This window comes from Paraburkholderia phenazinium (assembly GCF_900100735.1).
Classification (GTDB): Bacteria; Pseudomonadota; Gammaproteobacteria; order Burkholderiales; family Burkholderiaceae; genus Paraburkholderia; species Paraburkholderia phenazinia.
Genome location: NZ_FNCJ01000001.1, coordinates 513,237 through 539,328, shown reverse-complemented (window position 1 = coordinate 539,328; position 26,092 = coordinate 513,237). Strand labels below are relative to the sequence as shown.

Genomic DNA, 26,092 nt, shown 5'->3' with positions numbered 1-26,092 from the left:
AAGTCTTGAACTGCCGACACTGTAATCACCCGCTGACGTTTCCGTTTCTGGATCTCGGCTTTGCGCCGCCTTCGAATGCGTATCTGACGCAAGGCGATCTGGTGCAGCCGGAACGCTATTACCCGCTCAAACTGTTCGTCTGCGACGCCTGCTGGCTGGTGCAGACCGAGGACTACGCGGCGCGCGAGGCGTTGTTCGACGCGGACTATGCGTACTTCTCGTCCACCTCGGAAAGCTGGCTCGCGCATGCGCGGCACTATGCGTCGTCGATCATCGATGAGTTGTCGCTGGGACGCGAGTCGTTCGTAATCGAGGTGGCCTCCAACGACGGCTATCTGTTGCGCAATTTCGTCGCTGCGGAGGTTCCGTGTCTTGGCATCGAACCGACCGCCAGCACCGCGGCATGCGCCGAGGCGCTCGGCATTCCGGTGCGGCGCGAATTCTTCGGTGAAACGCTGGCACGCTCGCTTGCGGCAAACGGCTCGCAAGCGGACCTGATCATCGGCAATAACGTCTTCGCGCATGTGCCGGATGTGAACGACTTCACCCAAGGCCTGAAAACGGCGCTCAAACCCGGCGGCACGATCACGCTGGAGTTTCCGCATCTGGTCAAGCTGCTCGACGAGGTGCAGTTCGATACGGTCTATCACGAGCATTTTTCCTATTTCTCGCTGCAGGCAGTCGAACATATCTTCCGTGCGGCAGGACTGCGTGTGTGGCGCGTCGAAGAGTTGAAGACGCACGGCGGCAGCCTGCGCGTGTACGGCTGCCATGCCGACGACGCGCGCAGCGACGACGCTTCAGTGGAGCGCATCCGTGCGCTCGAACAGGCAGACGGCATCACCACGCTCGACACCTACCGCGATTTCCAGCAGCGTGCCGATGCGGCGAAGAATGGCTTGCTGCGCTTCCTGCTGGACTGCAAGGACAAGGGTGTGAAGGTCGGCGCCTATGGCGCCGCGGCGAAGGGCAACACACTGCTGAACTACGCGGGCGTCAAGCCGGATCTGCTGCCGTATGTTTGCGACGCCGCGCCGTCCAAGCAAGGCAAGTTCATGCCGGGCAGCCATATTCCGATCATCTCGCCGGCTCAACTGGCCGCGGCTCGCCCCGATGTCGTGTTGATCCTGCCGTGGAATATCTCGGACGAAGTGGTGGCGCAACAGCGGCCAGCGCTCGGTGCGGATGTGCGCTTTGTGGTGGCGATGCCGACGGTGCGGTATCTGTGACGGGACGGCAGGCTAGCCTGCCGTTCCATCTAGCCACGTCTGCACGCTCGGCAATGCTTGATCTCTCTCGGACAACAAGGTCACCTCGCGCGGCCACGCGATCGCCAGTTGCGGATCGTTGAAAGCGACGCCGCGCTCGGCGGCCGGGTTGTAGAAGGCAGTGTGCAGATACAGCAAACGGCTGTCGGGCTCGAGGCACTGGAAGCCATGCGCGCAGCCTTCCGGAATGAACACCGCCTTGCCGTTCTCCGCCGCCAGCTCCACCGCCTGCCACTGCATGAAGGTGGCCGAATCCGGCCGCAGGTCCACGATCACATCCCATACGCGGCCTTCGAGGCAACGCACCCATTTGGCGTCCGCAGCCTCGCCTTGCTGAAAATGCAGGCCCCGCACCGTGCCGGGCAAGACCGTATGCGACCAGTTGATCTGCACGATCTGCCGTGCGCCGTGCGCCTCGGCAAAGTCGTCGGCGCAAAAGAGGCGCATGAAGCTGCCGCGGGCATCGCCACGCGGGGTGCTTTCGGCTACGAAGGCGCCCGCGATCGGCAAGGCGTGCAAGTGATTCTGCTTCATGATCTTGACTTGAGTTCAGGCTGCGCGGTCTGCGCGAGCCGCTGAACGCCGCGCATCATTTGCTGCCGACGTACGCGGCCTGCGTGTCTTCCGTGTAGAGATTCAGTTGACCGACGAACTGTTGCTGCCAGTTGATGCCGGCATACTTGCTCACCAGGTGGCGCAACAGCAGGTAGCTGCCGAGGCGCTCCGCACAGAAGGCCCAGGCTCGCGCCTGATAGCCCTCGCGCTTGACGGAGTAACGCTCGAAGCAGGTACGCACAACCGCTTCGATCGAAGAGATCGCGCTCACCCAGAAATCAGTTGGGAATACGCCGCACTCGATGCCACCGGGCACAAAGATTTCTTCGTTGAAGAACGGCATCACCTCATGGCGCCCAAGCACGCCCAGTTCGATCGTCACCGCCGTGAAAAGCAGAAAGTCTTCGGCGACATGCGAATCCCGGTACTGATTGAAGTAGCCGCCTTGCAGCCGGCACAACTGGCCGAACAGGAAATCGCGCCCGGCCGGCGCCATGACCTGGGCCAGGTCGGCGCGCTCCAGCGCCTCGGGGGTCACCATGTCCATCACCGGATAGTTGGGGGCGATCGTTTCGGTCACGCGCCGGGTCGAGATAAATTTGCGGTACTGGCAAATGCCGATCTGCTTGATTTGCAGTTGATTCTGGACGATGTAGTTCTTGAGCGCAAAGCTGCCGGCGACCGCCCCCAGTCGCGGGTGGTACGGCAACCATTCCGGCGCGATGTCGCGTAGATTGGCCTTGCCCGGGCCTTGCGCATCGCCGAGGTAAAGCGGCGAGACAAACGACGGGTAATCGTACGGCAACGGCACATGCGTCATACAGACATACAGCATGTCGCGCGAGGCAGGCAGTTGCGTCGAGAGAAAGCCGTCCTTGGCGCGTTCGAGACGCTGCCCGTGGCGCGTCTGCAGCACCGCTCCGCGCAGTGTATAAAAGTTGTGCAGCGACTCGCTGTCGTTCGACTCGCCGTATCCCACCTTGAGTTCGTTCAGCAACGCCAACTGCGCTTCGCGCTCCGGCGTATGCGCCTGCGTCTCCGGCAGCGGCGTCGCGCTGGCGGAATACGCGCAGACCGTGATCTCCGGGCACAGCGCGAGAATCAGCGAGGCGATCCGCTCGATCAGCAGCACCCGCAAACCGCTCGGCGGATTGCACGCCACGGTCGCGGCGAGTTGCTGGCGAAACGCCGGGTTGTGGCCTTCGAACAGGTCGAACAGCTTTTCCGTCAGCGCGAACCACGTCTCCCAGAACGAGGGCTTGGCGACAACGTAATTGCCGTAGACGGTCGAGCGGAAATCCATCGGCAAGGTGCGCAGTCCGGCGTCGAGACCGATCGTACGCAGAAACAGTTCGGCCGCTTCGATAAAGCCAGGATAGAGCTGGTTGGCCTGCTCGAACACGTTCAGATAGCACGCGCCGTCTTCGATGGACGGTGAAAACGTGTACACCTCGTGGCCCGGATTGTCGGCGATGAACGCCTGAACCTCGGCCGCCGTGAGTGCAGTCCGCGCCTGAAAGTCGGAGCTCAGGAAGCCGTACAGTTCATCCTGGTTGACCGAGCGGGTCAGGAAAAACTCGCGGATCGCGCCGTAGCCACTCCAGCCGGGCTTCACGCTCGCGGCAGGGGTCAGGGCGATAAAACCGTCGTCGAGCGGTTGGCCGGTCGATACTTCGTTGGAAATCTGGAAAATATTCGCGCTCATCGCTGCCCGCCGGTTCGGCCAAGTGTCTCGGTGATCCATCTATTCAGATTGGCCGGCGCGGCCATGGATTCGCGGGCCGCACTTTGCCAATCTGCATCGTGATCGAGTATGGCCGAGACCGGCGCGCGGCAAGCCGCCAAATTGACGGCAGATTTGGGTCCAGTTTGGCCCATGAAGCGGGGCACGGCAGTGTTAAAAATACACACCACACTGGAGAAGCCGCGTGTCCCGTATCCACTACACCAAACCCTCGATCGGCGAGCTCGAAGTCCGTTATGCGACGGACGCAGCCGCCAACGGCTGGGGCGAACGATGCTACGAATACATCGAGCGCTTCGAAAAGAACTTTGCCGCCTTCATGGGTCTGCCGTATGCGATTTCGACCTCGAGCTGCACGGGCGCGATGCATATGGGGCTCGCCGCGCTCGGCATCGGCGCCGGCGATGAAGTCATCCTCGCCGACATCAACTGGATCGCCACCGCCGCGCCGATCGTGCATGTCGGCGCCACGCCGGTACTGGTCGACATCCTCGCCGACACCTGGTGTCTGGACCCCGTCAAGGTCGAGGCCGCCATCACGCCGCGCACCAAGGCCATCATTGCGACGCACCTGTACGGCAGCGTCTGCGAGATGGACGCCCTGCTCGAGATCGGCCGCCGGCACGGCGTTGCCGTGATCGAAGACGCTGCGGAAGCAATCGGCTCGTCCTATGCCGGCAAGCGCGCCGGCGCGCTAGGTGCGTTCGGCACCTTCTCGTTTCACGGCACCAAGACGCTGACGACCGGTGAAGGCGGCATGTTCGTCACCCACGACCGCTCGCTCTATGAGCGGGTGCTGACGCTCAGCAACCACGGCCGTGCCAAAGGCGAGACGCGCCAGTTCTGGCCATCGGCGATCGGCTTCAAGTACAAGATGTCGAATCTGCAGGCGGCCATCGGCTGCGCGCAACTGGAGCGCATCGAGGAGCTGATTGCGCAAAAGCGCGCCATCTTCCGAATGTACGCCGAGGCGCTCGAGCCGCTCGCCGCACACCTGAGCCTGAACGTCGAGCATCCCGGCACGGTGAACGGCTACTGGATGCCGACTGTCGTCTTCCACGAGCACGTGAAGTTCGATCGCGACGCCTTGCTGGCCGCGTTCAAGGCAGACCAGATCGACGGCCGGGTGTTCTTCTGGCCGCTCAGCGAGCTTGACCTGGAAGGCCTGCAGCGGCCGGTGGAAACACCGGTTGCGCACGGCATTTTCCGGCGCGCCGTGAACCTGCCCAGCTATCACGACATGGGGCCGGCGGAGATCGAGCGAGTGGCCGCGATCGTGCGGCAGTTCTGCCCCGCCTGAGCTTTCAGCTCTCCGGCTTCAGGCCGGTGTAGCAGGCGGCTCGCTCGCGTAGCGAACGATGCGGGCCGGATTGCCATAGGCCACCGCGCCATCGGGCAGGTCGCGCGTCACCACCGCGCCTGCGCCGACGACACAGTGACGGCCGATCCTGATGCGCGGCAAGACCGTCGCGCCCGCCCCGATCATGCTGAAATCGCCCACCTGCACCTCGCCGGCGAGATGGGCGCCCGGGGCCACGTGCACGCCGTGGCCGAGCCAGCACTCGTGATCGACACTGGCGCTAGTATTGACGATGCATGCGGTGCCAACCTCGGCTTCGACGCATACGGCGGCCTGGGCGAGGATCTGGCTGCCAGGACCGAGGCGGGCGTTGCGAGCAACGAAGGCAGTCCGATGCACCGCAACCGCGGCAAGCAGCCCGGCACGCTCGAGCTGCGCTTGAATCTCCACGCGAACCTTGCCGCGATCGCCGCCGATCGCCACAAGGAAATGGCAGGGACGCGGCTCACGCGCCGCATGCCATTCGAGAAAGCCGTTCCAGCCGCGGATCAACGGAATATCCGCAAACGGCGGCGCCACGGTCGGGCTGTTGTCGAACACGGCCTGCAGAGCAAAATCGTCACCGATCAATTCACGCAGCACCTTGGCTTGCCCGGTTCCGCCCCACAACACGATATCTGGCCTGGCCATTCCCACCATCCTTGTTAAGCGCCTGATTAGCCTAACACTCCACCAGTCGCCTTATTGGTCAAATTGGACCCGAATCTCACTTCAATTTGCCGGCTTGAGGCGGGTCGACCTCAGACATACTGCGAAACAATGCAGGTAGGCCGACCTCGCTGTACTGCCGAAGGTTGTGTGGCGGTGGCCGGAGAACCAGGCCCGGCATTTACGCGAGCGGCGCAGTTCGCGTGACGGCGGCATTGAGGCGGCGACAAGCGCAGCGAAACCAGTGTGTGGGACGAACCATGGATCTATACGTCAATCAATCTCGAAGCAGCGCCAGTCTGAAAGAAGCCATCTATAACGGTGCGATTTTCCTTGAAACCGGGCTGCAAGCGGCACAGCGGATGCGTGAGTTCGCGGTACATAGCATTTCCCATGTTTTTGAAGGGGTAGTGGACCATCGTTCGATTCACCGGCTTATGCCCGTCGAGGAGTTCGTCTCCAACGTGACGCGGCTGAAGGGCTATTTCACCAACAGTGGTGAAGTGAAGGAAATTATCCGAGGGTTCGTCGTCGAGCTTGGCGAGGATCCGGCCGATTACCTGTTCGACGTCCCGCGCCTGCGTGTCGTGCCACACTACGAGTACCTGCATGCTGGTATTAGCTATGCGTACAAGCCGCATCGTGATACGTGGTATGGAGCGGTTCAGTGCCAGCTCAACACCTGGATGCCGGTGTATGGCATCACGCCCGACCAGACGATGATGATTAACCCGTCGTACTTCACGGTCCCCGTCAAGAACTCCTCAGCCGACTGGCAATTGACCGACTGGATCGGCAACGAACGCTGGCGTGCCTCGAGCAATGTCAAGGAAGAAACCCGGCCGCATCCTGTACCACTCGAAGAAGTGAGCACCAGCGCCGAATTGCGCGTCGCGCCCAATGCTGGGGAGATGCTCATCTTCTCCGGCGTGCACTTGCACGGAACCGTCCCGAATCTGACGGATTGCACACGCTTTAGCGTCGATTTCCGGCTCATGCACATTGGCGATATGAAGGCCGGTCGCGGCGCGATCAACGTCGACAACGGATGCGCGGACGCGGAGGCCGGTTTTAAAGACTATTTCCACGCGGACAGTTTCAAACCTTTCGAAGGACTAACAGTATGACCAAGCGCAGACAAACCGAGGCCGAGAAGGCGTTCGGTGCCAAGCGTGCCGAGGTATTAAACCGGGTCGACGCAAGCTACGTCGCAAGTGCGCCGTTCGTGTTCGCTGACCGGATTACGGTGACCACTGCGCTGTCGCGCATGGAACTCTTCAAGAAGGTGCTGGACGTACCCGGTGCGATTGTCGAATGCGGGGTCTATAAGGCGAACTCGCTGATGCTTTATATGCATCTGTCGACGATTCTCGAACCGTATGCGATCAATCGCTCCATCATCGGCTTCGACACCTTCGAAGGGTTTACCGGCATCGATGCGCAGCACGATCCTGACGACATCAATACGACGATGTTTTCGGACACCGACATGTCGCTGATCGAAACCATGATCGAAGCCAACGATCTGGTGCGACCGGTCAATCGCATTCCGCGTTGTGAACTCGTCAAGGGCGATATCGTCAAGACGGTTCCGGAGTTCGTCAAGACACGCCCCGATCTGGTGGTCGCCATGCTGATCCTCGATACGGATCTCTACGCATCAACCAAGGTTGCGCTGGAAACCTTCCTCCCGTATATGCCGAAGGGCGCAATCGTGGTGCTCGATGAAGTCGCATACCGGAATTTCCCCGGCGAGACGAGCGCGTTGCGCGAAGTGGTGAATCTGAACAAGATCGAACTGAAGCGTCTGCCGTTCGATTCCTGCACGGGTTATTTTCACGTGTGACGTTGCGGTGCGGTCCCGTTGCTGGTTCGTTGCTGCGGGAATCGCATCCAGTCGAGACACATGAGGCAGGTGGCGTAGTAGAGAAACCTGGGTAGATCAACGCCAGGCGCTGCCCACCTGCACATAAAAGGCGTTCTGCCCCGGCCCGTGCGCCACATCGATGCCCATCGTTACGCCGAGCTTGCGCGCGATCAGATAGCGAAAGCCGGTGCCGTAGCCGAAGGCGGTCGGTGCGTCGGAAAACGAGTGCAGATGCCCGTAAGCCTTCCCTACGCCGCCGAAGCCGAGCACTGACCAGCGCGGCGTCACATTCCAGCGTAGTTCGATTTCTCCGGTGAGCTGGTTGCTGTCCTGGAATTTAGCGTCCGAGACACCGCGCAGCGATACATAAGGCTGCGCAAAGAACGGAATGTTCCCCTGCGAAAAACCGGTGTCGGCGCGCAGCCCGAGTACCCACGTCGAGGATAACGGGATCCACTGATAGCCGCGTGCAGTCTGCTCCTGGAAGTTGGTGGAGCTGCCCAGTCCGCCCCGCGCGAGATCGCCCTCGAATTCCGCGTAGATGCCGCGCGTGGGGTAAAAGATGTTGTCGCGCGAATCGTAGTCGACCACCACCCCGCCCTTGGCGACCCGCTGGTCCCGCTGAAAATCGCCAATGCCACTCGGCAGCGGCGTCGCGAAAGCAAAGCGGGTCTGCGCATCGAAGTACGTGTAGCGCGGGCCGACGTACCAGCGGCTGTTGCCGATGCGGAACAGCACTTGCTGAACCACCGCAAGGCCGTCCAGTTGATACGCCCGTGGTTGATTGAGGAGGCCGTAGTAGTTCAGATGCAGCCCCACCTTGCCGACCACGCCGAGATAGCGGATACGGTCGTCGTCCCACGTGTGGAAGTGCACCAGGCCCGCACCCCAGCTATGGGTGCCGGTGGCGAAGCCGCCAACCCCGGTGATGTTGGGTGGCGTCGGCGTAGCGCTGTCGGCGGCACCGGTGGCAGTCGCCCCGGAAGCATCGTCGGCGGCGCGCTTTTTCGGCATCGAGAAGTACAGCAGCCCCAGGCCAAGGCCATAGCCGACGGCCGGCTCGGTAATCAGCGTCGGCACCGGCAATACGCCACTGTGATCGAGCAGCAGATCGCTCAGGTCGAAAGCGCCGTCTTGAGGGTCGGTGAATCTCGACGCAGCACGGGAGGCTGGGCCGTTCAACGCACTCAAGGCGGCTAGCAGCACAAAGGCCGCCACCACCGACGCACACGGCCTGCGCCCGAACCGCGAACCGGCGGGCGGCCGCACTCCGCTATGCGCTCGCGCTGCCCTCAGATGGCGTCCCAACGCGCAGTGCCTCCGTTACTGGAACGTCGCGTTAAGCGACAACTCGACCGCATTGCCCTTCGGCCGGTTGCTCACGTTGAATTCGTTGACCCAGCGCAGCGTCGCGCCCACCGGCGTCTTGCTGATCTTGCCGTTCCACGTGACCATCGGCCCGATGCCCACCGAGTGCCCTTGCGCGCCGCCCACAATGTCTGCGAGACCGCCGGTGTCATGGCCGAGCTGCTGGATATAGCCGCCCACCACGCCCACACCCCAGCCGCCACCGAAGCGCTTGAGGGCCAGCAGATCGAGCACGCTGACCGGTGCGTTGTGATATTGCGTCTGGTTGTTGGTGGTGTAGAACTCCACGCCGTAATTCAGCGACAGCTCGATATTTTCCTTCGGCAGCAGCTTGGTGTAGGCGACCGTCGGCGTGAAGGTCCACGTGTTCTGCCCGGCGTTGGCGAGCCGGTCGGTGTTATACGCGCCGGTCGGCGCGTAGATCTGCAAGCTCAATGCGACGTGATCGGTCTTGGTCAGGTGGTAACCCGCCACCACCGGCGTAAAGAAGATATCGGCAAACTGCGTGGCATGGTCGTCAGGCAAGATGCCATGAAACGAAGAAACCCCGGTGTACTGAAGCGGCACACCAAACGACGACGCAAAGTTCCAGCCGCCGGCGGTGATGCCCCAGGTCTTGATCGCATTCACGATGTTGTACGAGATGTGATAGTCAAGACCGGCCGTGATTTTACCGGCGATCGGAATCGTCTTGCTCGCGCCGAGCGAGCCCTCGTAGTAAATCGAGGTGATCGACACGATCCAGTCGTCGGTGGGCGGCACGATGCCGGCATACGGCGCGATCTGCATGCCGGTGATCGGGCGGCCGATGCCGCTTTCCGTCGCCTGGGCCTGCGGCGAAAGCGCGATGCCGGCGACGGTGACGAAGGCGCCGGCAGACAGCCGCGCGACAACACGATGGCTTGGGAACAAGGGGCGACGCTTACTCATAGCGATCCTCACACATTGACGCCGGGCCTGCCATGGCCAGCAAGGTTACCGATACCTTCAACATTTACTAAGCTTTCCTGATGTCATGCCCATGCAAGCCGGCTACTGCGTTTCATGCACAACAGCCGGCGGCGTCCACGTGCCGTCGAGCGCGGCCTGTTCCGGCCAATAGGCCCGCACGTACAGGGAGAAGTCTTCGTTGGCCGGCGCCGGCAGCCAGTTGTCTTCCTTGCCGGCACCTGGCGTCGAACTCTGCACGTAGAGCGTCAGTGAGCCGTCGTCGTTGTATTTCAGGTTTTTGTTCTTCGTGCCCAGCGAATACCGTTTCTGATCGTTCGGCGAGAAGAAGTGATGCGCGTTGTACAGCGTCAGCGACCAGAAGCCCTTGACCGGCGGCAGTTGCCCCTTGGGGAACGTGACGGTGTAGCGCTGGCCGCCGTTGAGCCGCGCGCCTGCGGAATCGGCGTCGGCATAGAAGTACTTCGTCTCGTTGGGCTTGTTGACGAAGATGTTCGACTTCGCCACCGCCGTACGCGTGAAGTAGTCGGTGCCGAATTGCGCGCCGTTGCTGATAGTGTTCCAGTGCGCCGGCAGCGGCTTGCCGAACGTGTTGAAGTTGAACAGCGGCGCGACCATCCTGGCGTCCGTCTGCGTTGCTTCGTCCACGATGGCGGACTTGATGGCCGGATCCCTTCGCGCGACGGCCAGCAGCGCTCTCGCTTGTGCGTACAGCGCCTCCTCGCCGGGTTGCGGCGGGGTCTGGTCGAGCACCGTGGGCAGTTCGTCCCAGAACTTCTCCGGGTCCACCCATTTGATTTCTTCGGCGCTCGCCTCGCCTGAGCCGAATTTCGGCAGCGCGGACCAGTCGGTCACCTTCACCTTGCCGTCATAGTCGCTCAGCGGGTAGAGGCCAATCTTGCTGATGACCGCCTGGACGGCAACCCGGTCCTCCGGGGTGTCGTCCATGAACACGCGCGGAATGAAACTGCCCACCGCGGTGCTCGAGCGGAACACCTGGCGGATGCCCTTGGGCACCTGGCCGTGCCAGTCAGGTCCCACGAACAGGTAGAAGCCGGGCTTCGTGCCGTATAGCTTGCCGAGGCTGGCAAAGCCGTCGGTACGCAAATCGACCGCCTGATACACCCAGAAGCGCTGGCCAAAATCCGGCACCTGCACCACCACCGGTGTCTCGTTCAGGTCGACGATCGCCGAACCGTAGACCACGTCCTGGTTCGGACACGCCACGAAGCGCTCCTGCGGCTCGATATAGTCGTGCAGCATCGCCAGGTGATTGGGCGGCGCCACCGGCACAATTCCGCCATTCAGACCGGGCTGCGGCACCTGCTTCATCGCCAGCAGGCGGTTGTAGACGTTCACCATCGGCCATGCCCAGAAGTAGGTCTGGCGCGCCACCAGCCGCGCATACGCGTCTGAGATCGCGTAGCCTTGCACCGGGCCCGGCACCGAGACGGCCGTAGCAGCCCCGGCCTGGGCGGTAGCCGCCCTCGCGAGAATCGGGCTGGCCAGCGAGGCCAGTACGGCAGCCGTGACCCATGTTGCGGTTTTCTTGTTCATCTCGGGCTCCGTGTCGTCCATGTGTGTGTGTTCATCGCTTTTGCGGCACCGGGAATTTCCACGTGCCGTCGAAGACCGACGAGTCGGGACCGTAGATGCGCGCGATCACGGTGTAGGGGCCTGCCGGTGCGGGCAGCCAGTTCGATTCCTTGTCGGCGCCGGGTGAGTTCTGCTGGACGTAGATGTCGAGCGAGCCGTCGGCGCCGTACTGGATGCCCTTGGTGCGGTCGCCGATCGAATAGCGATTGATCGGATTGGCGACCAGATGGCGGGCCGGCAGGTCGTACATCGTCATCGACCAGAAGAACTTCGCGGGCGGCAGGTCTTTCTTGTCGAAGTGGATCACGTACGGTTGGGAGCCCACGAGCTGCTCATGGTCCGCATTGACGCGCGTGCCGACGTACACCGCTTCTTCCTTGGTGTTGCCGTAAATGCCCATCGCAGCCGCCACCGCCCGGGTCATGTAGTCGCCGTTCAGATCCTGGCGGCTGCCGAACAGCTTGAATGAACCGGTCGTGTGCTTCTCGGCGTCGGCGAGCGCCGCCTTGCCGTCCGCTACGCCTTGTTCGAGCGCCTCGCGCGTTGCAGGTGGCAGCGTGGCCGGATCGAAGGCCTGGCCGGGTGCAATACCGATCTTCGCGAAGCGCTGCATCAATTCGACTTCAGACGGCGGCGTAGGCTGCGCGAACTGCAGCATGAAGTTCAGGTAGGCGATGAAATCGATCGAAGTCGCCTGCGCTTCGTCCCACTTCGGGAAGGTGAGCTTGGGCGCGGGAGGCGGCGCGCTGCTGTGTTCGAACGCGGACAGCGGCGTGAGGTTGTAATGCTGCTGGATCGCCTGAACGTTCTTCACGTCGGACGGGCCGCTCAGCGCGGTGCGCCCCAAGGTGAGAATGATGTCGGTCTCCGAGCGGAACACCTTGTCGATACCCTTCGGCGTATCGCCATGCCAGTTAGGCCCGGCAAACAGATAGTGGCCCGCTCCGTTGCCGGTGGTCCGCGAACCGACGTAGGCGAAGTTGTAGGTGAACAGGTCGATCCACTGGAACACGTAATAGCGGTCGTCCGGCACGGCCGGCACCGTCAGCACCCACGGTTCACGGCGCAGATCGAGCCACGCCCACGAGTAAGGCGTGTCGTTGTTGGGCGTGACGATGTCCTTGTTCTCGGGACCGTACGGTTGAGAGTAGTTGCGGAATTTGCCAAAGCCGCCCACGTAAGACCTGGAGTCCGTATCGAGCACTTGCTCGTACAGCGTCTTGTAGTTGAACAGCATCGGGTATGCGTAGATGAACGCGTCCTTGGCGATGCCGCGAGCTTCCTCGGGCGTTGCGGTTACCGTCGCCGTAGCGGCGCTCGCCTGGGCGCTGGCGTACTGTTGCGGCAGCATGGCGAGCGTCAGCCCCAGGGATATCGCGCCAATGCGCAGGAGCTTGGGAACATTCATAGATTGGCCTCTCAGATAAAGTTGGCTACTTGCCGAACGTCAGGTTCAGCCCGGCAAAAATCGTCACTTGCGGCACGCCCGGACCGGAGTGGGCGACCGAATACTGCGGTTCGATGTACGCGTTGTAGATCGTCGACCCGCTCTTCCACGCCTTGCCCGCGCCCAGGCCGAGCGGGATGTAATAGGTGCCGTGCTGCAGGTCGAAGGACCAGATACCGGTGGAGCGGATGTACCAGCCGCCGGGCAGGTTGAAGATGCCGAACGGCTGGGCCGTGAGCGACTGGGTGGTCGGCCGGCCGCTTTGTCCGGCAAACGAGTGCTGCCACTGAACCAGCGCGCCGAGCAGATGCGCTTTCGTTGCGCTGACGGCCACGGCCGCCAGACCGGCCTGCCATTTGCCGGTGCCGAGGCTTGGGTCGGTGGCGGTAGGCGCGGTGATCAATGGGCCGACGCCAATCTGCACGTCCGACTGCGACAGCAGAAAGATGTCGAACAGATTGATGTCGCCGAGGCCGGTGTTGTAGCCGCCCGTTGGGTCCGGATTCGTGTTGATGGGGACGGTGGCGCGAAAAATCTGCGGCACACCGATCGGGCCAAACGGCCCCACAGGAATGGTTGGCCGCAACAGCAGCGCATTCGTGTGGCCACTCACGCCGAACAGACTCGGGGTGTAGTAGTCTTGGAAGTTGAACGAGGGCGCCAGATTCAACGGGTTATTGCTCTTGTTGGCATCGTCTGCCGAGGTCTGCGCGTAGGCCGCTGATGAGAAAGCCGCCGCACACAATACCGCACTCGCGCCAAGGCGTCGCTTGATGGTCATTTAATGTCCTGACTTTAGTGCTATTGACAAACGGAATTGACTAGCGAGCGAGCCCCTTTGCCGAAAGCAAATAAAAAATCAGCGAATAATGTCAATAATCGTTTAATGCTGGCGCGAATTCAGGTGACCTGCTATTACTCACAGATTGCGGGACGAGACAGGAAGCCGCATGGCGCTGCGCACCCGCGGGAAGTAGATGTTGCAGCGGATCACTGTCGTCGTCGGAAAATACTAGCAAACGTTCTCAAACAACACAGAGATAAATTTGTAACACGATAGATATTTCACTGTTTCCGATGTTTATTGCATACGGATCCGTCAGAATAAAATCTGTTTCTGGAATGGCGGCGTCAGTTTTATGGAATTGATTCAAATAGGGAAACAATTTCTCCTGGCGTATGCGGAATCACACAGCATTTAAGAACTGGTTAGTCCGCCGGAAGCTCCGCCATCGGTCCGCCCTGGTCCTTTTCCCTCCGCTGCCATTGCCCGACTCGTGCCGGGATATTGACCGCGGCCCGGCGTCCGTGCCCCGCTCGCTCGGCACAGATCCGCATGCGCTCATGCGAAATACGTGGCAAACCATTAAACAAACGCGCCGGATGTGATATCTAGTAGGCGCGAAATAGACTGGCGGGGCATGAAGCGCCGCACGAAATCACATACTAAAGAGGCTTTCATGATTGGCTTGATGCGCAGACGCTGGATCGGCCTGACCGTCGTCGTTCTCTGCGCCTGCACCACCACACCGCATACGGGCACGACCCAGGCCGCCCGGCCGGCCCGTGCAACTTCTGGGAACGCCACACTCGCGGCGTGGAACGACACGCCCGCGGAACGCTCGATTGTCGACTTCGTGACCCGCGTCACGACGCCGGAGTCGAAAGACTTCGTGTCCCGTGCGGACCGGATCGCGGTCTTCGATCTGGACGGAACGCTGTGGCCCGAGCAACCGGCCCCGGTACAACTCGTCTTTACGCTGCAACGGGTGAAGACGCTCGCGGCACGGCATCCGGAATGGAAGCGCCAGGAGCCGTACCGGTCGATCCTGCGCGGCAATCTGAAGAACGTGGCAGGCAGCGGCGATGGCGGTTCGATGAAACTGCTGGCGGCCACCCATGCCGGTATGACGACCGACAGTTTTGCGTCGATCGTGCATGACTGGTTCGATAGTGCCAGCGATCCGCGCTTCAACCGTCCTTATAGCGGTCTTGCGTATCAGCCGATGGTGGAGTTGATCGCCTTCCTGCACGCCAATGGCTTCAAGACGTATATCGTCTCGGCGGACAACACCGACTTCATTCGCGCGATCTCGCAGAGCATGTATGGCGTGCCGCCCGATGAGGTGATCGGCAGCACCGTTCGCTATCAGTACGGCATGACGAATGGCACGGCGACGCTGACGCGGCTCGCGCAAGTCGAGACACTCAACGACGGCGCGAGAAAGCCGCAGACCATTCAGGCCCTGGTCGGACGGCGGCCGTTGATGGCGTTTGGCAACTCCGACGCCGATCTGCCGATGCTCGAGTGGACCACTTCAGGCGACGGGCCGCGTTTTGCGGCGCTCGTGCATCACACGGATGCTCAACGCGAGTATGCGTATGACCGGGCGGCGCGAACCGGCAAGCTGGATAAGGGCCTGGAAGAGGCGAATGTGAAGGGGTGGCTAATCGTCGATATGAAGGACGATTGGCGGACCGTGTTCAAGGGCGAGGATGCGGGAGCCGCGGCCGCGAAATGAAGTGAGGCGGCCGCGCGCTGCTGTCCGGTCGCGTGGCTGCGTAAGCAACGCTCGGGGCAACGCGCCGGCCTTATGCCGGCGCCTTGCTAACCTCGCGATCGATTACACGTCCGCCTAGATGTGCAGCGCGTGCCCCAGCGCACGCAACGCGGCTTCCTGAACCGCTTCGCCCAGCGTCGGATGCGCGTGGATCGTCCCGCCGATGTCCTCCAGACGCGCGCCCATCTCCATGGACTGCGAGAACGCCGCAGCCAGCTCCGACACCCCGCGTCCCACCGCCTGCCAGCCGACGATCAGATGGTTGTCGCGACGAGCCACGACGCGCACGAAACCGTCGGTGGCTTCGAGCGTCATCGCGCGGCCGTTCGCGGCGAACGGGAACGATGCGCTTAGACAGTCGAGCCCGGCGGCTTGCGCGTCGGCCGGCGACATCCCGGCGGTGACGATTTCCGGATCGGTGAAACACACCGCTGGAATCGCCGCCGGCACGAAGCGGCGCGCTTTGCCGGCAATCAGCTCCGCCACCATCTCGCCTTGCGCCATCGCAAGATGGGCGAGCATCGGCTCGCCCGCCAGATCGCCGATCGCCCACACGTCACGCATCGAAGTGCGGCACTGATCGTCGATGCGCAGCGCGGCACCGTTGCGATCGAGTTGCAGGCTTTCGAGGCCCCAGCCCTGGGTGCGAGGACGGCGGCCCACGGCCACCAGCACCTGATCGGCCGGCAAGGTCTTTTCGACACCCTCGCGGTCCTGGACGCGCACCGCATGGCCGTCGGCGCTGAGACCCAACACCTTGTGCCCCAGCAGAACCCCGACGCCTTTGCGCGTGAGAGCATCGGCCACCGGCTTGACCAGTTCGGCATCGTAGGCGGGCAGAATGCGGTCCAGTGCCTCGACCACGGTTACGTCGACGCCGAGCTTGCGGTACACCGTGCCCAGCTCGAGGCCGATGTAGCCCGCGCCGACCACCACGAGGCGCTTGGGCAGCGTCTTCGGCGACAAGGCTTCGGTCGACGACACCACCTTGCCGCCGAACGGCATCGACGGCAGCGCGGTGGGTTCGGAGCCGGCCGCGAGCAGCAGGTGCTCGCAGTGGATCCGCACACGCTCACCATTAGCGTTCGACGTGACGTCCACCGTCTTGCCGTCGATCACGTGTGCATCGCCCTGCACGACCTTGACGCCATGCTTCTTGAGGAGCGCCCCGACGCCGCGCGTCAGTTTCTGCACGATGCCGTCTTTCCACGCCACCGTGCGCTCGATGTCGATCTCCGGTGCGCGGACCCGAATGCCGAGCGGCGAGGTTTCCGCATACTGCAAGGTCTTGTCGAATTCCTCGGCTGCGTGAATCAGGGCCTTCGACGGAATGCAGCCAATGTTCAGGCAGGTGCCGCCGAGTTGCTCGCGCTCGACCAGCACGGTCGGAATGCCGAGCTGTCCGGCGCGAATTGCCGCGACGTAGCCACCCGGCCCGCCGCCGATGACCAGCAGGGTTGTGTTTTCAATCTGACTCATGCTTACTCCACAAACAGCAGGGCGGGCTGCTCCAGCAGCGCTCGAACCGACTGGATAAACTCGGCGGCGTCCATGCCGTCGACGACCCGATGATCGAACGACGACGACAGGTTCATCATCTTGCGGGCGACCACGGCGCCATTGCGGATCATCGGACGCTCCACCATGCGATTGACGCCGACGATGCCGACTTCGGGATGATTGATGACCGGTGTCGAGACGATCCCGCCGAGCGCGCCCAGGCTGGACACGGTGATGGTCGAACCCGACAGTTCGTCGCGGGTCGCTTTGCCGCTGCGCACTGCTTCGGCGAGACGCACGATTTCGGCCGCCATCGACCAGACGTCGCGTGCTTCGGCGTGACGCAGCACCGGCACGGTCAGGCCCGCGTCGGTCTGCGTGGCGACACCGATGTGCACCGCGCCGTAACGCGTGACCACGCCGGCCTCATCGTCGAAGCGCGCGTTGATCTGCGGGAAATCGCGCAGCGCGACTACCATCGCGCGAATCAGCAGCGGCAGCATGGTGAGGCGGCCACGTGTCTCGCCCCAGCGCTTGTTCAGTTGCGCGCGCAGGTCTTCGAGTTCGGTGACGTCGATCTCTTCCACATAGCTGAAATGCGGAATGCGCCGCTTGGCCTCCTGCATCTTGCGGGCGATGGCGCGACGCATGCCGATTACCGGCACCGGGGTTTCGTCGAGACGCTCGGCATAGCCTGAGCGTGCCTGCAACGGTGAGGGCACCGTGCCGCGCGTCTGTGCGTAGGCGTCGAGGTCCGAATGCAGGATGCGCCCGGCCTCGCCGGTGCCGTGCACGAAGCGCAGTTCAATGCCCATGTCCCAGGCGCGCTGGCGGACCGCCGGCGAGGCGAGCGGGCGCTCGTCGGGCTGGCGTATCGGCGCGGGCTGCGTTGCGGCTAGCGCGCGGGATGCGGAAGACGTAGCGAGTGACGTCGAAGCCGACGCGGTACTTGAGTCGTGCGGACGGGACGACGCCGCACCGGCTGCGGGCGTAGATGCTGCGTGAATGGCTGACGCCGACGCTGTGGCTGCAGTGCCCGCTGCTGAAGACGCGGACAAGGCGTTGGCTTCGTGCCCGTGCACGGCTGCCGCGACATTCGCCGCCGCAGCGGCTTGCGTGCCGTGCGTAACGTTAGCGCCGTGTGCCCCATTCGAGCCGCTGGCACCATGCGCACCGTTAGCTCCGTTCGTGCCCTTCGCTCCTTGCGCCCCTTGCGCGGCAGCGCCCGGCTTCAGATTACCTTCGCCCTCCACTTCCAGACGGATCAACTCGCTGCCGACCGCCAGCACTTCGCCAACCTTGCCGCCCAGCGAAATCACCTTCCCCGCGACCGGCGACGGAATTTCGACCGCAGCCTTGTCCGTCATCACGTCGGCGAGCGGCCCGTCTTCCTTGACGATCTGGCCCACTTCCACGTGCCAGGCCCCGAGTTCCACTTCTGCAATGCCTTCACCGATGTCCGGCATCTTGATTACATGCACACCCATTTCAGGCCTCCATCACGCGACGTAGTGCTTCCCCAACCCGGCGCGGGCCGGGGAAATAGGCCCATTCCTGCGCATGCGGATACGGCGTATCCCAGCCGGTGACCCGCTCAATTGGCGCTTCCAGGTGATAAAAACAGTGCTCCTGCACCAGCGAGATCAGCTCCGCGCCGTAACCGCAGGTGCGCGTCGCCTCGTGGACAACCACGCAACGGCGGGTCTTGCGCACCGACTTGACGATGGTGTCGAGATCGAGCGGCCACAGGGTGCGCAAGTCGATCACTTCCGCGTCGATGCCGGTTTCTTCCGCCGCTGCGAGCGACACGTGGACCGTGGTTCCATAGGTCAGCACCGTCACCGCATTGCCGGGACGCACGACCGCAGCCGTATCGAGCGGCACCGTGTAGTAACCCTCCGGCACCGCGTTCGACGCATGCTTCGCCCACGAGGTGACCGGCCGCTCGTGATGGCCGTCGAATGGCCCGTTATAGAGCCGCTTGGGTTCGAGGAAGATCACCGGATCGTCGTTCTCGATGGAGGCGATCAGGAGCCCTTTGGCGTCGTACGGATTCGACGGCATGACCGTGCGCAAGCCGCAGACCTGGGTGAACATCGCCTCGGGGCTTTGGCTATGCGTCTGGCCGCCGTAGATGCCACCGCCGCAAGGCATGCGGATGGTCATCGGCGCAATGAACTGGCCGGCCGAGCGATAGCGCAAGCGCGCCCCCTCGGAGACGATCTGGTCCGATGCCGGATAGAAGTAGTCCGCGAACTGGATCTCGCACACCGGCCGCAGGCCGTACGCGCCCATACCGACCGCCGCGCCGACAATGCCGCCTTCGGAGATCGGCGCGTCGAACACGCGCGAGGTGCCGTACTTCGCCTGCAGGCCTTCGGTGCAGCGAAACACGCCGCCGAAGTAGCCCACGTCCTGACCGAACACCACGACGTTGTCGTCGCGCCCGAGCATCACATCCATCGCTGAGCGCAGCGCCTGGATCATCGTCATCGGCTTGGTTGCCGAGCTCGTCTCTTTGATCGTGTCGAATTCCGCCATGATCACACTCCTAGTTCTTGGCGCTGACGGCGCAGGTGTTCCGGCATGTCCTTGTAGACATCCTCGAACATGGTGGCGGGACTCGAAAAACGCTCGTCGTTAAGCGTGCCGAATTGTTCCGCTTCCTTCTGCGCCGCGATGACCTCGGCTTCGAGCGAAGCCACCAGTTCGTCATGCGACTGATCCGACCAGATGCCCTTCGCGTTGAGGTGCTTCCTGAAGCGCGCGATCGGGTCGCCCAGCGGGAAATCGCTCCAGTCGTCGCCGGGGCGGTATTTCGTGGGATCGTCGGAGGTGGAGTGAGCGCCTGCGCGGTAGGTGACCCATTCGATCAGCGTCGGGCCCAGATTGCGGCGTGCGCGCTGGGCGGCCCAGCACGAGGCTGCGTACACGGCGAGGTAGTCGTTACCGTCGACGCGCAGCGAGGCAATGCCGCAGCCGACGCCGCGACCGGCAAAGGTCGCGCCTTCGCCACCGGCGATGGCCTGGAACGTCGAGATAGCCCACTGGTTGTTGACCACGTTCAGGATGACCGGAGCGCGGTAGACGTGCGCGAAAGTCAGTGCCGTATGGAAATCGGACTCGGCGGTGGCGCCGTCGCCGATCCACGCCGAGGCGATTTTCGTGTCGCCCTTGATGGCCGAGGCCATCGCCCAGCCGACCGCCTGGATGAACTGTGTGGCGAGGTTGCCCGAGATCGAGAAGAAGCCGGCTTCGCGGTCGGAATACATCACCGGTAACTGGCGGCCCTTGAGCGGGTCGGCTTCGTTCGACATCAACTGGCACATCATGCCGACCAGCGGCACTTCGCGCGCCATCAGGATGCTTTGCTGGCGGTAGGTCGGAAAGCACATGTCGTCGCGCCGCAAGGCCATGGCCTGGGCCGCGCCGATTGCCTCTTCACCGAGGCTTTGCATGTAGAAGGAGATCTTTTTCTGACGCTGGGCGATCAGCATGCGGGCATCGAAGATGCGCGTTTTGAGCATGGCACGCATGCCGGCCAGCAGTTGCTCGTCAGTGAGGTCCGGGGCCCAGGGGCCAACCGCGCGGCCTTCGTCGTCGAGGACGCGTACGAGGCTGTGCGCGAGGTCGCTGGTTTCGATGGCGCTAACGTCGATGGGCGGTTTGCGCACCGACCCGGCGGGGGAAAGATGCAGGTAGGAAAAGTCGGTTCTGCAGCCAGGGCGCCCAGTTGGCTCCGGCACATGCAGACGCAACGGCTCAGGCAAGCTCATTGGGTTGTCTCCACGCTTGATTGTGTCTCACGCTGATAGGCAGGTCGTCCGGGGGTAGCCGGATGAATGCCGCGCCGGCGCACGGTGTAGCGCGCGCCGGTCTCTTAAGAGTTTAGGGCAATGTGGGATTGGGGTTCGATGTTAAAGGCGCTCAATTGGGGTGAGCGTGTTTGCCATGGGGGGGCGGGGTGGGTAATGATGGGGTCGGATGCCGCACGGCGCCAACGTGGCGGGGGATCCGTCGCATAGTTCGCCGCAACTCTGCGGACATCGCCGGTGTTGAGAGGCCCGTCAATTACCAATGAAGCTAATCGACGAATTTCTGCCCAGTTTCGATTTTCGGGAGCAGCACGCCTTGTCCATGCGGGCTTCGGCTGGCGTCATTCTGGATTGCGTCACTTGGCAGCGAGCGCAGGATGATCCGATAGTCCGGTTTGCGATCAGGCTACGGGAGTTGCCGTCGCGACTGATAAGCCGATCGCTGCCGCGGCCGTTTGATTTCGACGATTTCTTGTTTCTTGGTCGGAACGGGGACCGCAGTGTTGTGTTTGGGCTGGCTGGGGCGTTTTTGGGAACCGGATTATGGCTTGCTCGAGATTCGGTCTACCGAGGCGTTAAGACGAATGACAGGATGGATGTTTGCCGGTTGGTCACGGACTTCGCGGTTGAAGCCATGCCGTCGGCGGCGATGATGTTGAGTACCAAGACGCGGGTGCAACGTCCGACTGACGACGTGCGGCGGAGATTTGCTCCCTATTGGTATGTCATTCGGCCGGTCAGTAGGCTTATCCGGCGGCGCATGCTGGGGAGAATTCGGGAGCAGGCTGAAGGTCTGGCAGGAGCGCGGTAAGGGGCGGTCGGTAGGAGAACCGGCGAGGTTCACCATCCCTTGCTGCACCAGCGTTGACGGCCCAACCTCGCTACACCTTCGGTGACATCGGAGGCCGCTCAAGCATCGTGTTGGAGTCAAACGCCCTAGCCTTTCAAACTACCCAGTATGAAACCTTCGAGACGTTCTCGGCAACGTTCCTCAAAGGGCTCGGCATTGTGCATGACGCTCTACGGCTGGACTTTATCGAGCGAATCGGCCTTCGTTATCTCGATGCGATTCTTCCATTGCGTGCGGACGAGTCACTGCGTGACTACCTGATTTCTGAGGTGCTAGGGTGATCGACTCGCGCCAAGGGAAAGATACAACACTCGGTGAGCGAGACAGTGTCGGTCGTCGGCTTGTCTCAATTGGTGACGCGCGTGTTGATTCGCGAGGGGCGGATTGGACTACCTCCAGAGCTTGCGCAACTGGCTCCAGCAATTGACCCGCGTTTTGCACAACAAGAAGCCTGTGTGCACGCCGTTGTAGATAACGACGCCTCCATCATCAATCGGGAGGTGTTCGACCTTGCCAAAATCACCGGCCATCTCGACTTCTTGCACCAAGAAATCAAGGCGTCGTTCGAATCGACTGTATTCCTGCACGCAGCGGAGTCAAGAAAATCCTCGCAGTGGACGAAAAAGAGGCTGAGGTTGTCCGCCAAATTTTTCGACTCGCGCGACCTAGAAATGGCGGGATAGTCAGCGAGACGAAACGAATCGCCGAAGCCTTGAATGCCAGCGGCATAAAGCATCGGGGAATGAAGTGGACGATTCGCCTAGTGGAGCAGGTGCTGGAGAACCCTGTTTGCATCGGAAAGCGCATCACCTTCCGCACTGACCCGCGCACTCACCGTGCTCTCCCAGAAGAAAAATGGGTGACCACAGATGTAGCGCCAATTTTGGAACAGGCGGAGTTCGAGACTGCGCAAAAATTGCTTGCAATGCGAGGAACTATAAAAACCACTAACTGACCGACGCGACTGGCCACATTGCTTGCAGCACAGAGGCTAAACCAAAGGTGCCGCGCCGTGCGCAGCGGATGAATCTGCAGCGGCGCCTCACCATTGTACTTTGGAGAGGGATATGAAAATCGCACTCTATTCCCGTGTATCAACTGAGCGCCAAGTCGAACAAGGCATTTCGATGGAAGACCAGGAAGCTGCGATGGTAAAGTGGGTCCGCGAAAATGGGCACGCCATTGTTGAGGTCTTCCGAGAGCCTGGCGCATCTGCATATTCACTTGAAAAGAGACGCCCTGTCTTCGACCGCATGATTAGCGCCGCGCTGTCACCCGAAAAGCCATTCGATGTCATCCTCGTCCATATGCAGAATCGATTCTATCGACGCAATGCCGACCGAGAGATTCTTGAACGACAGCTAGAGAAAAACGGCGTGAAACTGATGATTTTCGGCCAACCGCGCTCGGAAGGGAAAACCACAGCGTTTATTGAGCGCAACTTTACCGGACTGTTCGACGAAGCGCATAGTATGGCACTTGGGGAGAAGGTTGCTCAATGCATGAAGGCAAACGCTGTGGCTGGGTATTACAACGGCGCGAGACCTCCTTATGGTTACAAGACGGTAGCGACAGATATCCCCGCGCGCAGTGGAGTAAAGAAACTTCTCGCCGTCGATGATGACGAAGCTGAAACGGTACGGCTCATTTTTAGGCTAGCGCGGTTTGGCGATGCAGGGATGGTGATGGGGATGAAGCGAATTGCAGAATATTTGAATGCGAGAGGAATTCTCCATCGAGGAGTCAAATGGACAATAGGTCACGTCGAAAAGGTCATCGAGAATCCCGTTTGTACGGGCACACTAATCACCTTTCGGCGCAACTCGCAAACTAACCAACCGCATCCGCGAGAAAATTGGGTAGAAACCAAGGTCCCCCCAATTCTAAAAGAGCAGGAGTTTAAGGCCGTCCATGGCATGCTCACAAAGCGGCGCCCACCGAATACTGAAAACAGAGCAGCGCAGGTGCCCACGTTGCTAACCGGCCTGCTGGTATGCGGTTACTGCAAAAAGGGACTGATGCTCGTCACCGGAAAATCGGGCAGGTACAAATACTACCGATGCGCGTCCCGACAGAAGGTCAGCCCGACCGAATGCTGCTGCCCAAACTTTCCCAAAGAGGCATTGGAGAAGCAGGTGCTGGAGGCTGTGGTCGAACGTGTGTTATGTCCGACCCGGGTAAGTTCTATTTTGGGAGAACTGGAAGATATATGGAAAAAAGCTAAAAAACCGGACCCTAAACGCATACAGATACTGCAGACACGCTCCGCTGCATTGCGCGCCTCACTAGGGAGTATCTACGGACAACTGGACAAGAGAACCCTTGACCTTGACGTCACGTTGCAGGAATACATCCGAGCGAAGCAGCGAGAACGGGAAACAGTTGACTCAGAGTTGGAAGCTCTGAAGGCGCGGCAGCACCTGCCATTTAAAAAGGTTGGCCGAGCGCATATTGAGAAATTCGTCGCCGCAGCCAAGCGCGAACTGTGTGACCCTCAAAGACCTCTAGCGAGGCAGCTTCTTCGGGCACTCGTAACAGACATTCGCGTTGATGGCGCAAAATGCCGCATCCTAGGCAATCGTGCGCAGCTCGCGTCAGCCGTCACACATTGGAATAGCGACTCTGGCGAGGTGCCCAGTGACGTATCAGATTGGCGCGCCCGGCTGGGATCGAACCAGCAACCCCTGCCTTCGGAGGGCAGTACTCTATCCATTGAGCTACGGGCGCTTCAACACGAAAGCGCCACGAAAGCAGCGCTAAAGCGAGACCGAGAGGATACCCGGTTTCCGGCACCCCGTCCACCGACCGCCCTGGATAGGCCCCGCCAGCGCCCGCGGCCGGCCACCTCCCGCCGCCGCCGATACGGGTAAACGCCCGCTGAAGACCCCCAGCCACCGCTCGCCGCCGCCGAAACCTTCCGTCTATAATCGTCCGTGGCTAATAAAGAAATGGTCGTTGCCGTCACGCTGTACCGCTCACAATACCCACGGGAGACGAGACAAGCATGAGCGAAGCACCAAATAATCACGAAGCCCCGATCAAAACTCCTGGACAGCTCATTGCCGCGATCATCGCCAGTTTTGCTGTCCCGATCATCGTTATCGTCCTGCTAGCGGTCTACGCCAACAACTGGACCCGCATCGGCGCCGGCACCGACAGTCTCTCCGAAGCCGAGGTCAGCGCCCGCATTGCGCCGCTCGCCCAGGTCGACATTCGCGACGCCAACGCGCCGCGCGTCTACAAGACCGGCGAGGAAGTCTACAAGGCGGTCTGCTCGGCCTGTCACGCCACCGGCGCTGCAGGCGCACCTAAATTCACCAACTCCGCCGACTGGGCGCCGCGCATCGCGCAAGGCTTCGACACGCTTTGGCACACCGCCTTGACCGGCAAGGGTGCGATGCCTGCGCGCGGCGGCACCAGCCCGGACGACTATAGCGACTACGAAATTGCCCGCGCCGTCGTCTATATGGCGAACAATTCGGGCGCCAGCTTTGCCGAACCGCCGGTGCCAAGCGCGACCCAGGCTGCATCAGGCACTGCCGCAGCGGCCGCACCCGCCTCCGGCGCCACGGCAGATGCGGGCACCGCCGCAGCGTCCCAGGCAGCGGCAGCGCTGGCGTCGATCGCCAGCGCACCGGCAACTGCGCCCGGCGGCGACGCCACCCAGAGCGCCGACGCCTCGCAAGCCGGCAAGGCGCTCTACACGCAGGTCTGCCAGGCGTGTCACGCCGCCGGCGTACTGAATGCGCCGAAGTTCGGCGACAAGGCCGCGTGGGCGCCGCGTCTCAAGGATCCGATAGATACGATTTACAACTACGCCCTGCACGGCAAGGGCGCGATGCCGCCTAAAGGCGGGTCGACCGCGTCCGATGCCGACGTGAAAGCGGCTGTTGACTACATGGTCAGCGCGGCGAAATAACTCGGGCGGGCGCAGCGAAGGCCCGCGCAAAGGCGAGCGCCGGAATGGATCCGGCGAGCGCCTCGAAATGCTCACGCAACTCGGCGGGCGCAAGCCACGGATAACTCAAACCATCCTGCAACGCCGCCAGCAAAGCACCGTCAGGATCCGGCACCACATCCATCCGCGCAATGTGGATATGAAACGCGGTCACAAGCCCCGCGTCTGCCGAGCCGAAAGTCCACCGGTACACCCCATGCCCGACGCGCAACGCCTGCGTCGCTGGCTCGCGCATCACCACAAGCCACGGCAACGCATCAATCTGGTGGTCCACGACCGCCAGCGCGTCACACACATAGTAAGTACGGCACTGCGCATACTGCGCCCCGAAATCGCTGACGAGCGTCTTTGCAATCGCCGCCGCACCAACCGTGCGGGCGGGAAACGCGATATTCGAGGTTGCGAGGGAAAAGGTGAGAACCGCATCAGCCGCGAACACTTCGCCGATGCGCTCGGCTCGCGTGTTGTCCTTCGCGTCGATATAGGTTTCGAGCGCACTGCGATAGCGCGCGAGCGGCAACGTGTTCATGCGGGCGAATCTCCGTTGAGCGGGCCGCGCCACTCTAGCGCGGCGCACGCCCTCGCGAGCCGATGAACCTGCCGCGAG

23 protein-coding genes, 1 tRNA gene and 1 pseudogene are annotated in these 26,092 nt (G+C 62.0%); 11 read left to right on the top strand and 14 right to left on the bottom strand.

Annotated features, from left to right (window positions below; genetic code table 11):
* Positions 1–5: 5 nt before the first annotated feature.
* Positions 6–1,229 (top strand): class I SAM-dependent methyltransferase, encoded by a 1,224-nt coding sequence (locus BLQ92_RS02425; RefSeq protein WP_090681882.1) that lies wholly within the window; start codon positions 6–8, stop codon positions 1,227–1,229.
* Positions 1,230–1,241: 12 nt separating this feature from the next.
* Here BLQ92_RS02425 and BLQ92_RS02420 read toward each other — a convergent pair whose 3' ends face one another.
* Both BLQ92_RS02420 and BLQ92_RS02415 read right to left on the bottom strand, forming a co-directional pair.
* On the bottom strand, positions 1,242–1,802 hold the full coding sequence (locus tag BLQ92_RS02420; RefSeq protein WP_090681285.1) for a dTDP-4-dehydrorhamnose 3,5-epimerase family protein: 561 nt from the start codon (positions 1,800–1,802) through the stop codon (positions 1,242–1,244).
* 55 nt (positions 1,803–1,857) lie between these two features.
* Complete coding sequence (locus BLQ92_RS02415; protein ID WP_090681283.1) at positions 1,858–3,528, bottom strand: hypothetical protein; 1,671 nt, start codon at positions 3,526–3,528, stop codon at positions 1,858–1,860.
* A 223-nt stretch (positions 3,529–3,751) separates the two neighbouring features.
* On the opposite strand from BLQ92_RS02415, the gene BLQ92_RS02410 reads away from it, so the two are divergent.
* Positions 3,752–4,867, top strand: coding sequence for a DegT/DnrJ/EryC1/StrS family aminotransferase (locus BLQ92_RS02410; RefSeq protein WP_090681280.1), 1,116 nt, complete (start codon positions 3,752–3,754; stop codon positions 4,865–4,867).
* A gap of 18 nt (positions 4,868–4,885) precedes the next feature.
* Here the strand turns inward: BLQ92_RS02410 and BLQ92_RS02405 are convergent, their stop codons facing one another.
* Positions 4,886–5,557 carry an acetyltransferase gene (locus BLQ92_RS02405; protein WP_090681277.1) on the bottom strand — a complete coding sequence of 224 codons (672 nt, stop codon included), beginning with the start codon at positions 5,555–5,557 and terminating at the stop codon, positions 4,886–4,888.
* 278 nt (positions 5,558–5,835) lie between these two features.
* Between BLQ92_RS02405 and BLQ92_RS02400 the strand changes: the two genes are divergently transcribed.
* Positions 5,836–6,702 (top strand): hypothetical protein, encoded by an 867-nt coding sequence (locus BLQ92_RS02400; RefSeq protein ID WP_090681274.1) that lies wholly within the window; start codon positions 5,836–5,838, stop codon positions 6,700–6,702.
* Positions 6,699–7,421, top strand: a complete 723-nt coding sequence (locus BLQ92_RS02395; RefSeq protein ID WP_090681271.1) for a TylF/MycF/NovP-related O-methyltransferase — start codon at positions 6,699–6,701, stop codon at positions 7,419–7,421. Before BLQ92_RS02400 ends, BLQ92_RS02395 begins: the two co-directional genes overlap by 4 nt.
* A gap of 96 nt (positions 7,422–7,517) precedes the next feature.
* Here BLQ92_RS02395 and BLQ92_RS02390 read toward each other — a convergent pair whose 3' ends face one another.
* From BLQ92_RS02390 to BLQ92_RS02370, 5 genes are all read right to left on the bottom strand, one after another.
* Positions 7,518–8,648 carry a BamA/TamA family outer membrane protein gene (locus BLQ92_RS02390; protein ID WP_244106012.1) on the bottom strand — a complete coding sequence of 377 codons (1,131 nt, stop codon included), beginning with the start codon at positions 8,646–8,648 and terminating at the stop codon, positions 7,518–7,520.
* Between the two features lie 117 nt (positions 8,649–8,765).
* On the bottom strand, positions 8,766–9,740 hold the full coding sequence (locus BLQ92_RS02385) for a SphA family protein (protein ID WP_090681267.1): 975 nt from the start codon (positions 9,738–9,740) through the stop codon (positions 8,766–8,768).
* 102 nt (positions 9,741–9,842) lie between these two features.
* Positions 9,843–11,315 carry a DUF1254 domain-containing protein gene (locus BLQ92_RS02380; protein WP_090681880.1) on the bottom strand — a complete coding sequence of 491 codons (1,473 nt, stop codon included), beginning with the start codon at positions 11,313–11,315 and terminating at the stop codon, positions 9,843–9,845.
* A gap of 31 nt (positions 11,316–11,346) precedes the next feature.
* Positions 11,347–12,762, bottom strand: coding sequence for a DUF1254 domain-containing protein (locus BLQ92_RS02375; RefSeq protein ID WP_090681264.1), 1,416 nt, complete (start codon positions 12,760–12,762; stop codon positions 11,347–11,349).
* A 25-nt stretch (positions 12,763–12,787) separates the two neighbouring features.
* Positions 12,788–13,582: a hypothetical protein gene (locus tag BLQ92_RS02370; RefSeq protein WP_175771953.1), complete on the bottom strand. Its 795-nt coding sequence runs from the start codon at positions 13,580–13,582 to the stop codon at positions 12,788–12,790.
* A gap of 679 nt (positions 13,583–14,261) precedes the next feature.
* Here BLQ92_RS02370 and BLQ92_RS02365 point away from each other — a divergent pair.
* The gene (locus BLQ92_RS02365; protein WP_090681261.1) at positions 14,262–15,323 is read left to right on the top strand and encodes an HAD family hydrolase; all 1,062 of its coding nucleotides are present in this window, start codon (positions 14,262–14,264) and stop codon (positions 15,321–15,323) included.
* Positions 15,324–15,437: 114 nt separating this feature from the next.
* Here BLQ92_RS02365 and lpdA read toward each other — a convergent pair whose 3' ends face one another.
* From lpdA to BLQ92_RS02345, 4 genes are read right to left on the bottom strand one after another with little or no spacing between them, the layout of a single operon-like run.
* On the bottom strand, positions 15,438–16,841 hold the full coding sequence (gene lpdA / locus BLQ92_RS02360; protein ID WP_090681258.1) for a dihydrolipoyl dehydrogenase: 1,404 nt from the start codon (positions 16,839–16,841) through the stop codon (positions 15,438–15,440).
* 2 nt (positions 16,842–16,843) lie between these two features.
* Positions 16,844–18,349: a dihydrolipoamide acetyltransferase family protein gene (locus BLQ92_RS02355; RefSeq protein ID WP_090681255.1), complete on the bottom strand. Its 1,506-nt coding sequence runs from the start codon at positions 18,347–18,349 to the stop codon at positions 16,844–16,846.
* Position 18,350: 1 nt separating this feature from the next.
* A complete protein-coding gene (locus tag BLQ92_RS02350) occupies positions 18,351–19,403 on the bottom strand; it encodes an alpha-ketoacid dehydrogenase subunit beta (protein WP_090681253.1) in 1,053 nt (350 codons plus the stop codon).
* Between the two features lie 2 nt (positions 19,404–19,405).
* Positions 19,406–20,638: a 3-methyl-2-oxobutanoate dehydrogenase (2-methylpropanoyl-transferring) subunit alpha gene (locus tag BLQ92_RS02345; RefSeq protein ID WP_090681250.1), complete on the bottom strand. Its 1,233-nt coding sequence runs from the start codon at positions 20,636–20,638 to the stop codon at positions 19,406–19,408.
* A gap of 301 nt (positions 20,639–20,939) precedes the next feature.
* Between BLQ92_RS02345 and BLQ92_RS02340 the strand changes: the two genes are divergently transcribed.
* From BLQ92_RS02340 to BLQ92_RS41325, 5 genes and pseudogenes are all read left to right on the top strand, one after another.
* The gene (locus BLQ92_RS02340) at positions 20,940–21,488 is read left to right on the top strand and encodes a hypothetical protein (RefSeq protein WP_090681247.1); all 549 of its coding nucleotides are present in this window, start codon (positions 20,940–20,942) and stop codon (positions 21,486–21,488) included.
* Positions 21,489–21,541: 53 nt separating this feature from the next.
* Entirely contained in the window at positions 21,542–21,808 is a 267-nt protein-coding gene (locus BLQ92_RS02335; RefSeq protein WP_090681244.1) for a TIGR04255 family protein, read from the top strand.
* Between the two features lie 33 nt (positions 21,809–21,841).
* Positions 21,842–22,210 (top strand): hypothetical protein, encoded by a 369-nt coding sequence (locus BLQ92_RS39180; RefSeq protein WP_143016499.1) that lies wholly within the window; start codon positions 21,842–21,844, stop codon positions 22,208–22,210.
* Positions 22,141–22,482, top strand: coding sequence for a recombinase family protein (locus tag BLQ92_RS02330; protein WP_175771954.1), 342 nt, complete (start codon positions 22,141–22,143; stop codon positions 22,480–22,482). Before BLQ92_RS39180 ends, BLQ92_RS02330 begins: the two co-directional genes overlap by 70 nt.
* Before the next feature lie 112 nt (positions 22,483–22,594).
* Positions 22,595–23,665 (top strand): annotated as a pseudogene (locus BLQ92_RS41325) (recombinase family protein); the annotation flags it as partial.
* Positions 23,666–24,178: 513 nt separating this feature from the next.
* Here the strand turns inward: BLQ92_RS41325 and BLQ92_RS02315 are convergent.
* Positions 24,179–24,254: transfer RNA gene (locus tag BLQ92_RS02315), tRNA-Arg, on the bottom strand.
* A 277-nt stretch (positions 24,255–24,531) separates the two neighbouring features.
* Here BLQ92_RS02315 and BLQ92_RS02310 point away from each other — a divergent pair.
* Positions 24,532–25,446 carry a c-type cytochrome gene (locus BLQ92_RS02310; RefSeq protein WP_090681239.1) on the top strand — a complete coding sequence of 305 codons (915 nt, stop codon included), beginning with the start codon at positions 24,532–24,534 and terminating at the stop codon, positions 25,444–25,446.
* Here the strand turns inward: BLQ92_RS02310 and BLQ92_RS02305 are convergent.
* A complete protein-coding gene (locus BLQ92_RS02305) occupies positions 25,430–26,014 on the bottom strand; it encodes a hypothetical protein (protein WP_090681236.1) in 585 nt (194 codons plus the stop codon). The two genes, BLQ92_RS02310 and BLQ92_RS02305, sit on opposite strands and share 17 nt — an antisense overlap.
* Positions 26,015–26,092 lie beyond the last annotated feature (78 nt).

Excerpts from the sequence above, each read along its gene's own strand:
- BLQ92_RS02350 (WP_090681253.1), bottom strand. The coding sequence starts at position 19,403 with ATGGCGGAATTCGACACGATCAAAGAGACGAGCTCGGCAACCAAGCCG.
- BLQ92_RS02415 (WP_090681283.1), bottom strand. The coding sequence starts at position 3,528 with ATGAGCGCGAATATTTTCCAGATTTCCAACGAAGTATCGACCGGCCAA.
- BLQ92_RS02405 (WP_090681277.1), bottom strand. The coding sequence starts at position 5,557 with ATGGCCAGGCCAGATATCGTGTTGTGGGGCGGAACCGGGCAAGCCAAG.
- BLQ92_RS02375 (WP_090681264.1), bottom strand. The coding sequence starts at position 12,762 with ATGAATGTTCCCAAGCTCCTGCGCATTGGCGCGATATCCCTGGGGCTG.
- BLQ92_RS02380 (WP_090681880.1), bottom strand. The coding sequence starts at position 11,315 with ATGAACAAGAAAACCGCAACATGGGTCACGGCTGCCGTACTGGCCTCG.
- BLQ92_RS02370 (WP_175771953.1), bottom strand. The coding sequence starts at position 13,582 with ATGACCATCAAGCGACGCCTTGGCGCGAGTGCGGTATTGTGTGCGGCG.
- BLQ92_RS02345 (WP_090681250.1), bottom strand. The coding sequence starts at position 20,638 with ATGAGCTTGCCTGAGCCGTTGCGTCTGCATGTGCCGGAGCCAACTGGG.
- BLQ92_RS02400 (WP_090681274.1), top strand. The coding sequence starts at position 5,836 with ATGGATCTATACGTCAATCAATCTCGAAGCAGCGCCAGTCTGAAAGAA.
- BLQ92_RS02395 (WP_090681271.1), top strand. The coding sequence starts at position 6,699 with ATGACCAAGCGCAGACAAACCGAGGCCGAGAAGGCGTTCGGTGCCAAG.
- BLQ92_RS02340 (WP_090681247.1), top strand. The coding sequence starts at position 20,940 with ATGAAGCTAATCGACGAATTTCTGCCCAGTTTCGATTTTCGGGAGCAG.
- BLQ92_RS02310 (WP_090681239.1), top strand. The coding sequence starts at position 24,532 with ATGAGCGAAGCACCAAATAATCACGAAGCCCCGATCAAAACTCCTGGA.
- BLQ92_RS02420 (WP_090681285.1), bottom strand. The coding sequence starts at position 1,802 with ATGAAGCAGAATCACTTGCACGCCTTGCCGATCGCGGGCGCCTTCGTA.
- BLQ92_RS02385 (WP_090681267.1), bottom strand. The coding sequence starts at position 9,740 with ATGAGTAAGCGTCGCCCCTTGTTCCCAAGCCATCGTGTTGTCGCGCGG.
- BLQ92_RS02305 (WP_090681236.1), bottom strand. The coding sequence starts at position 26,014 with ATGAACACGTTGCCGCTCGCGCGCTATCGCAGTGCGCTCGAAACCTAT.
- BLQ92_RS02365 (WP_090681261.1), top strand. The coding sequence starts at position 14,262 with ATGATTGGCTTGATGCGCAGACGCTGGATCGGCCTGACCGTCGTCGTT.
- lpdA (WP_090681258.1), bottom strand. The coding sequence starts at position 16,841 with ATGAGTCAGATTGAAAACACAACCCTGCTGGTCATCGGCGGCGGGCCG.
- BLQ92_RS02355 (WP_090681255.1), bottom strand. The coding sequence starts at position 18,349 with ATGGGTGTGCATGTAATCAAGATGCCGGACATCGGTGAAGGCATTGCA.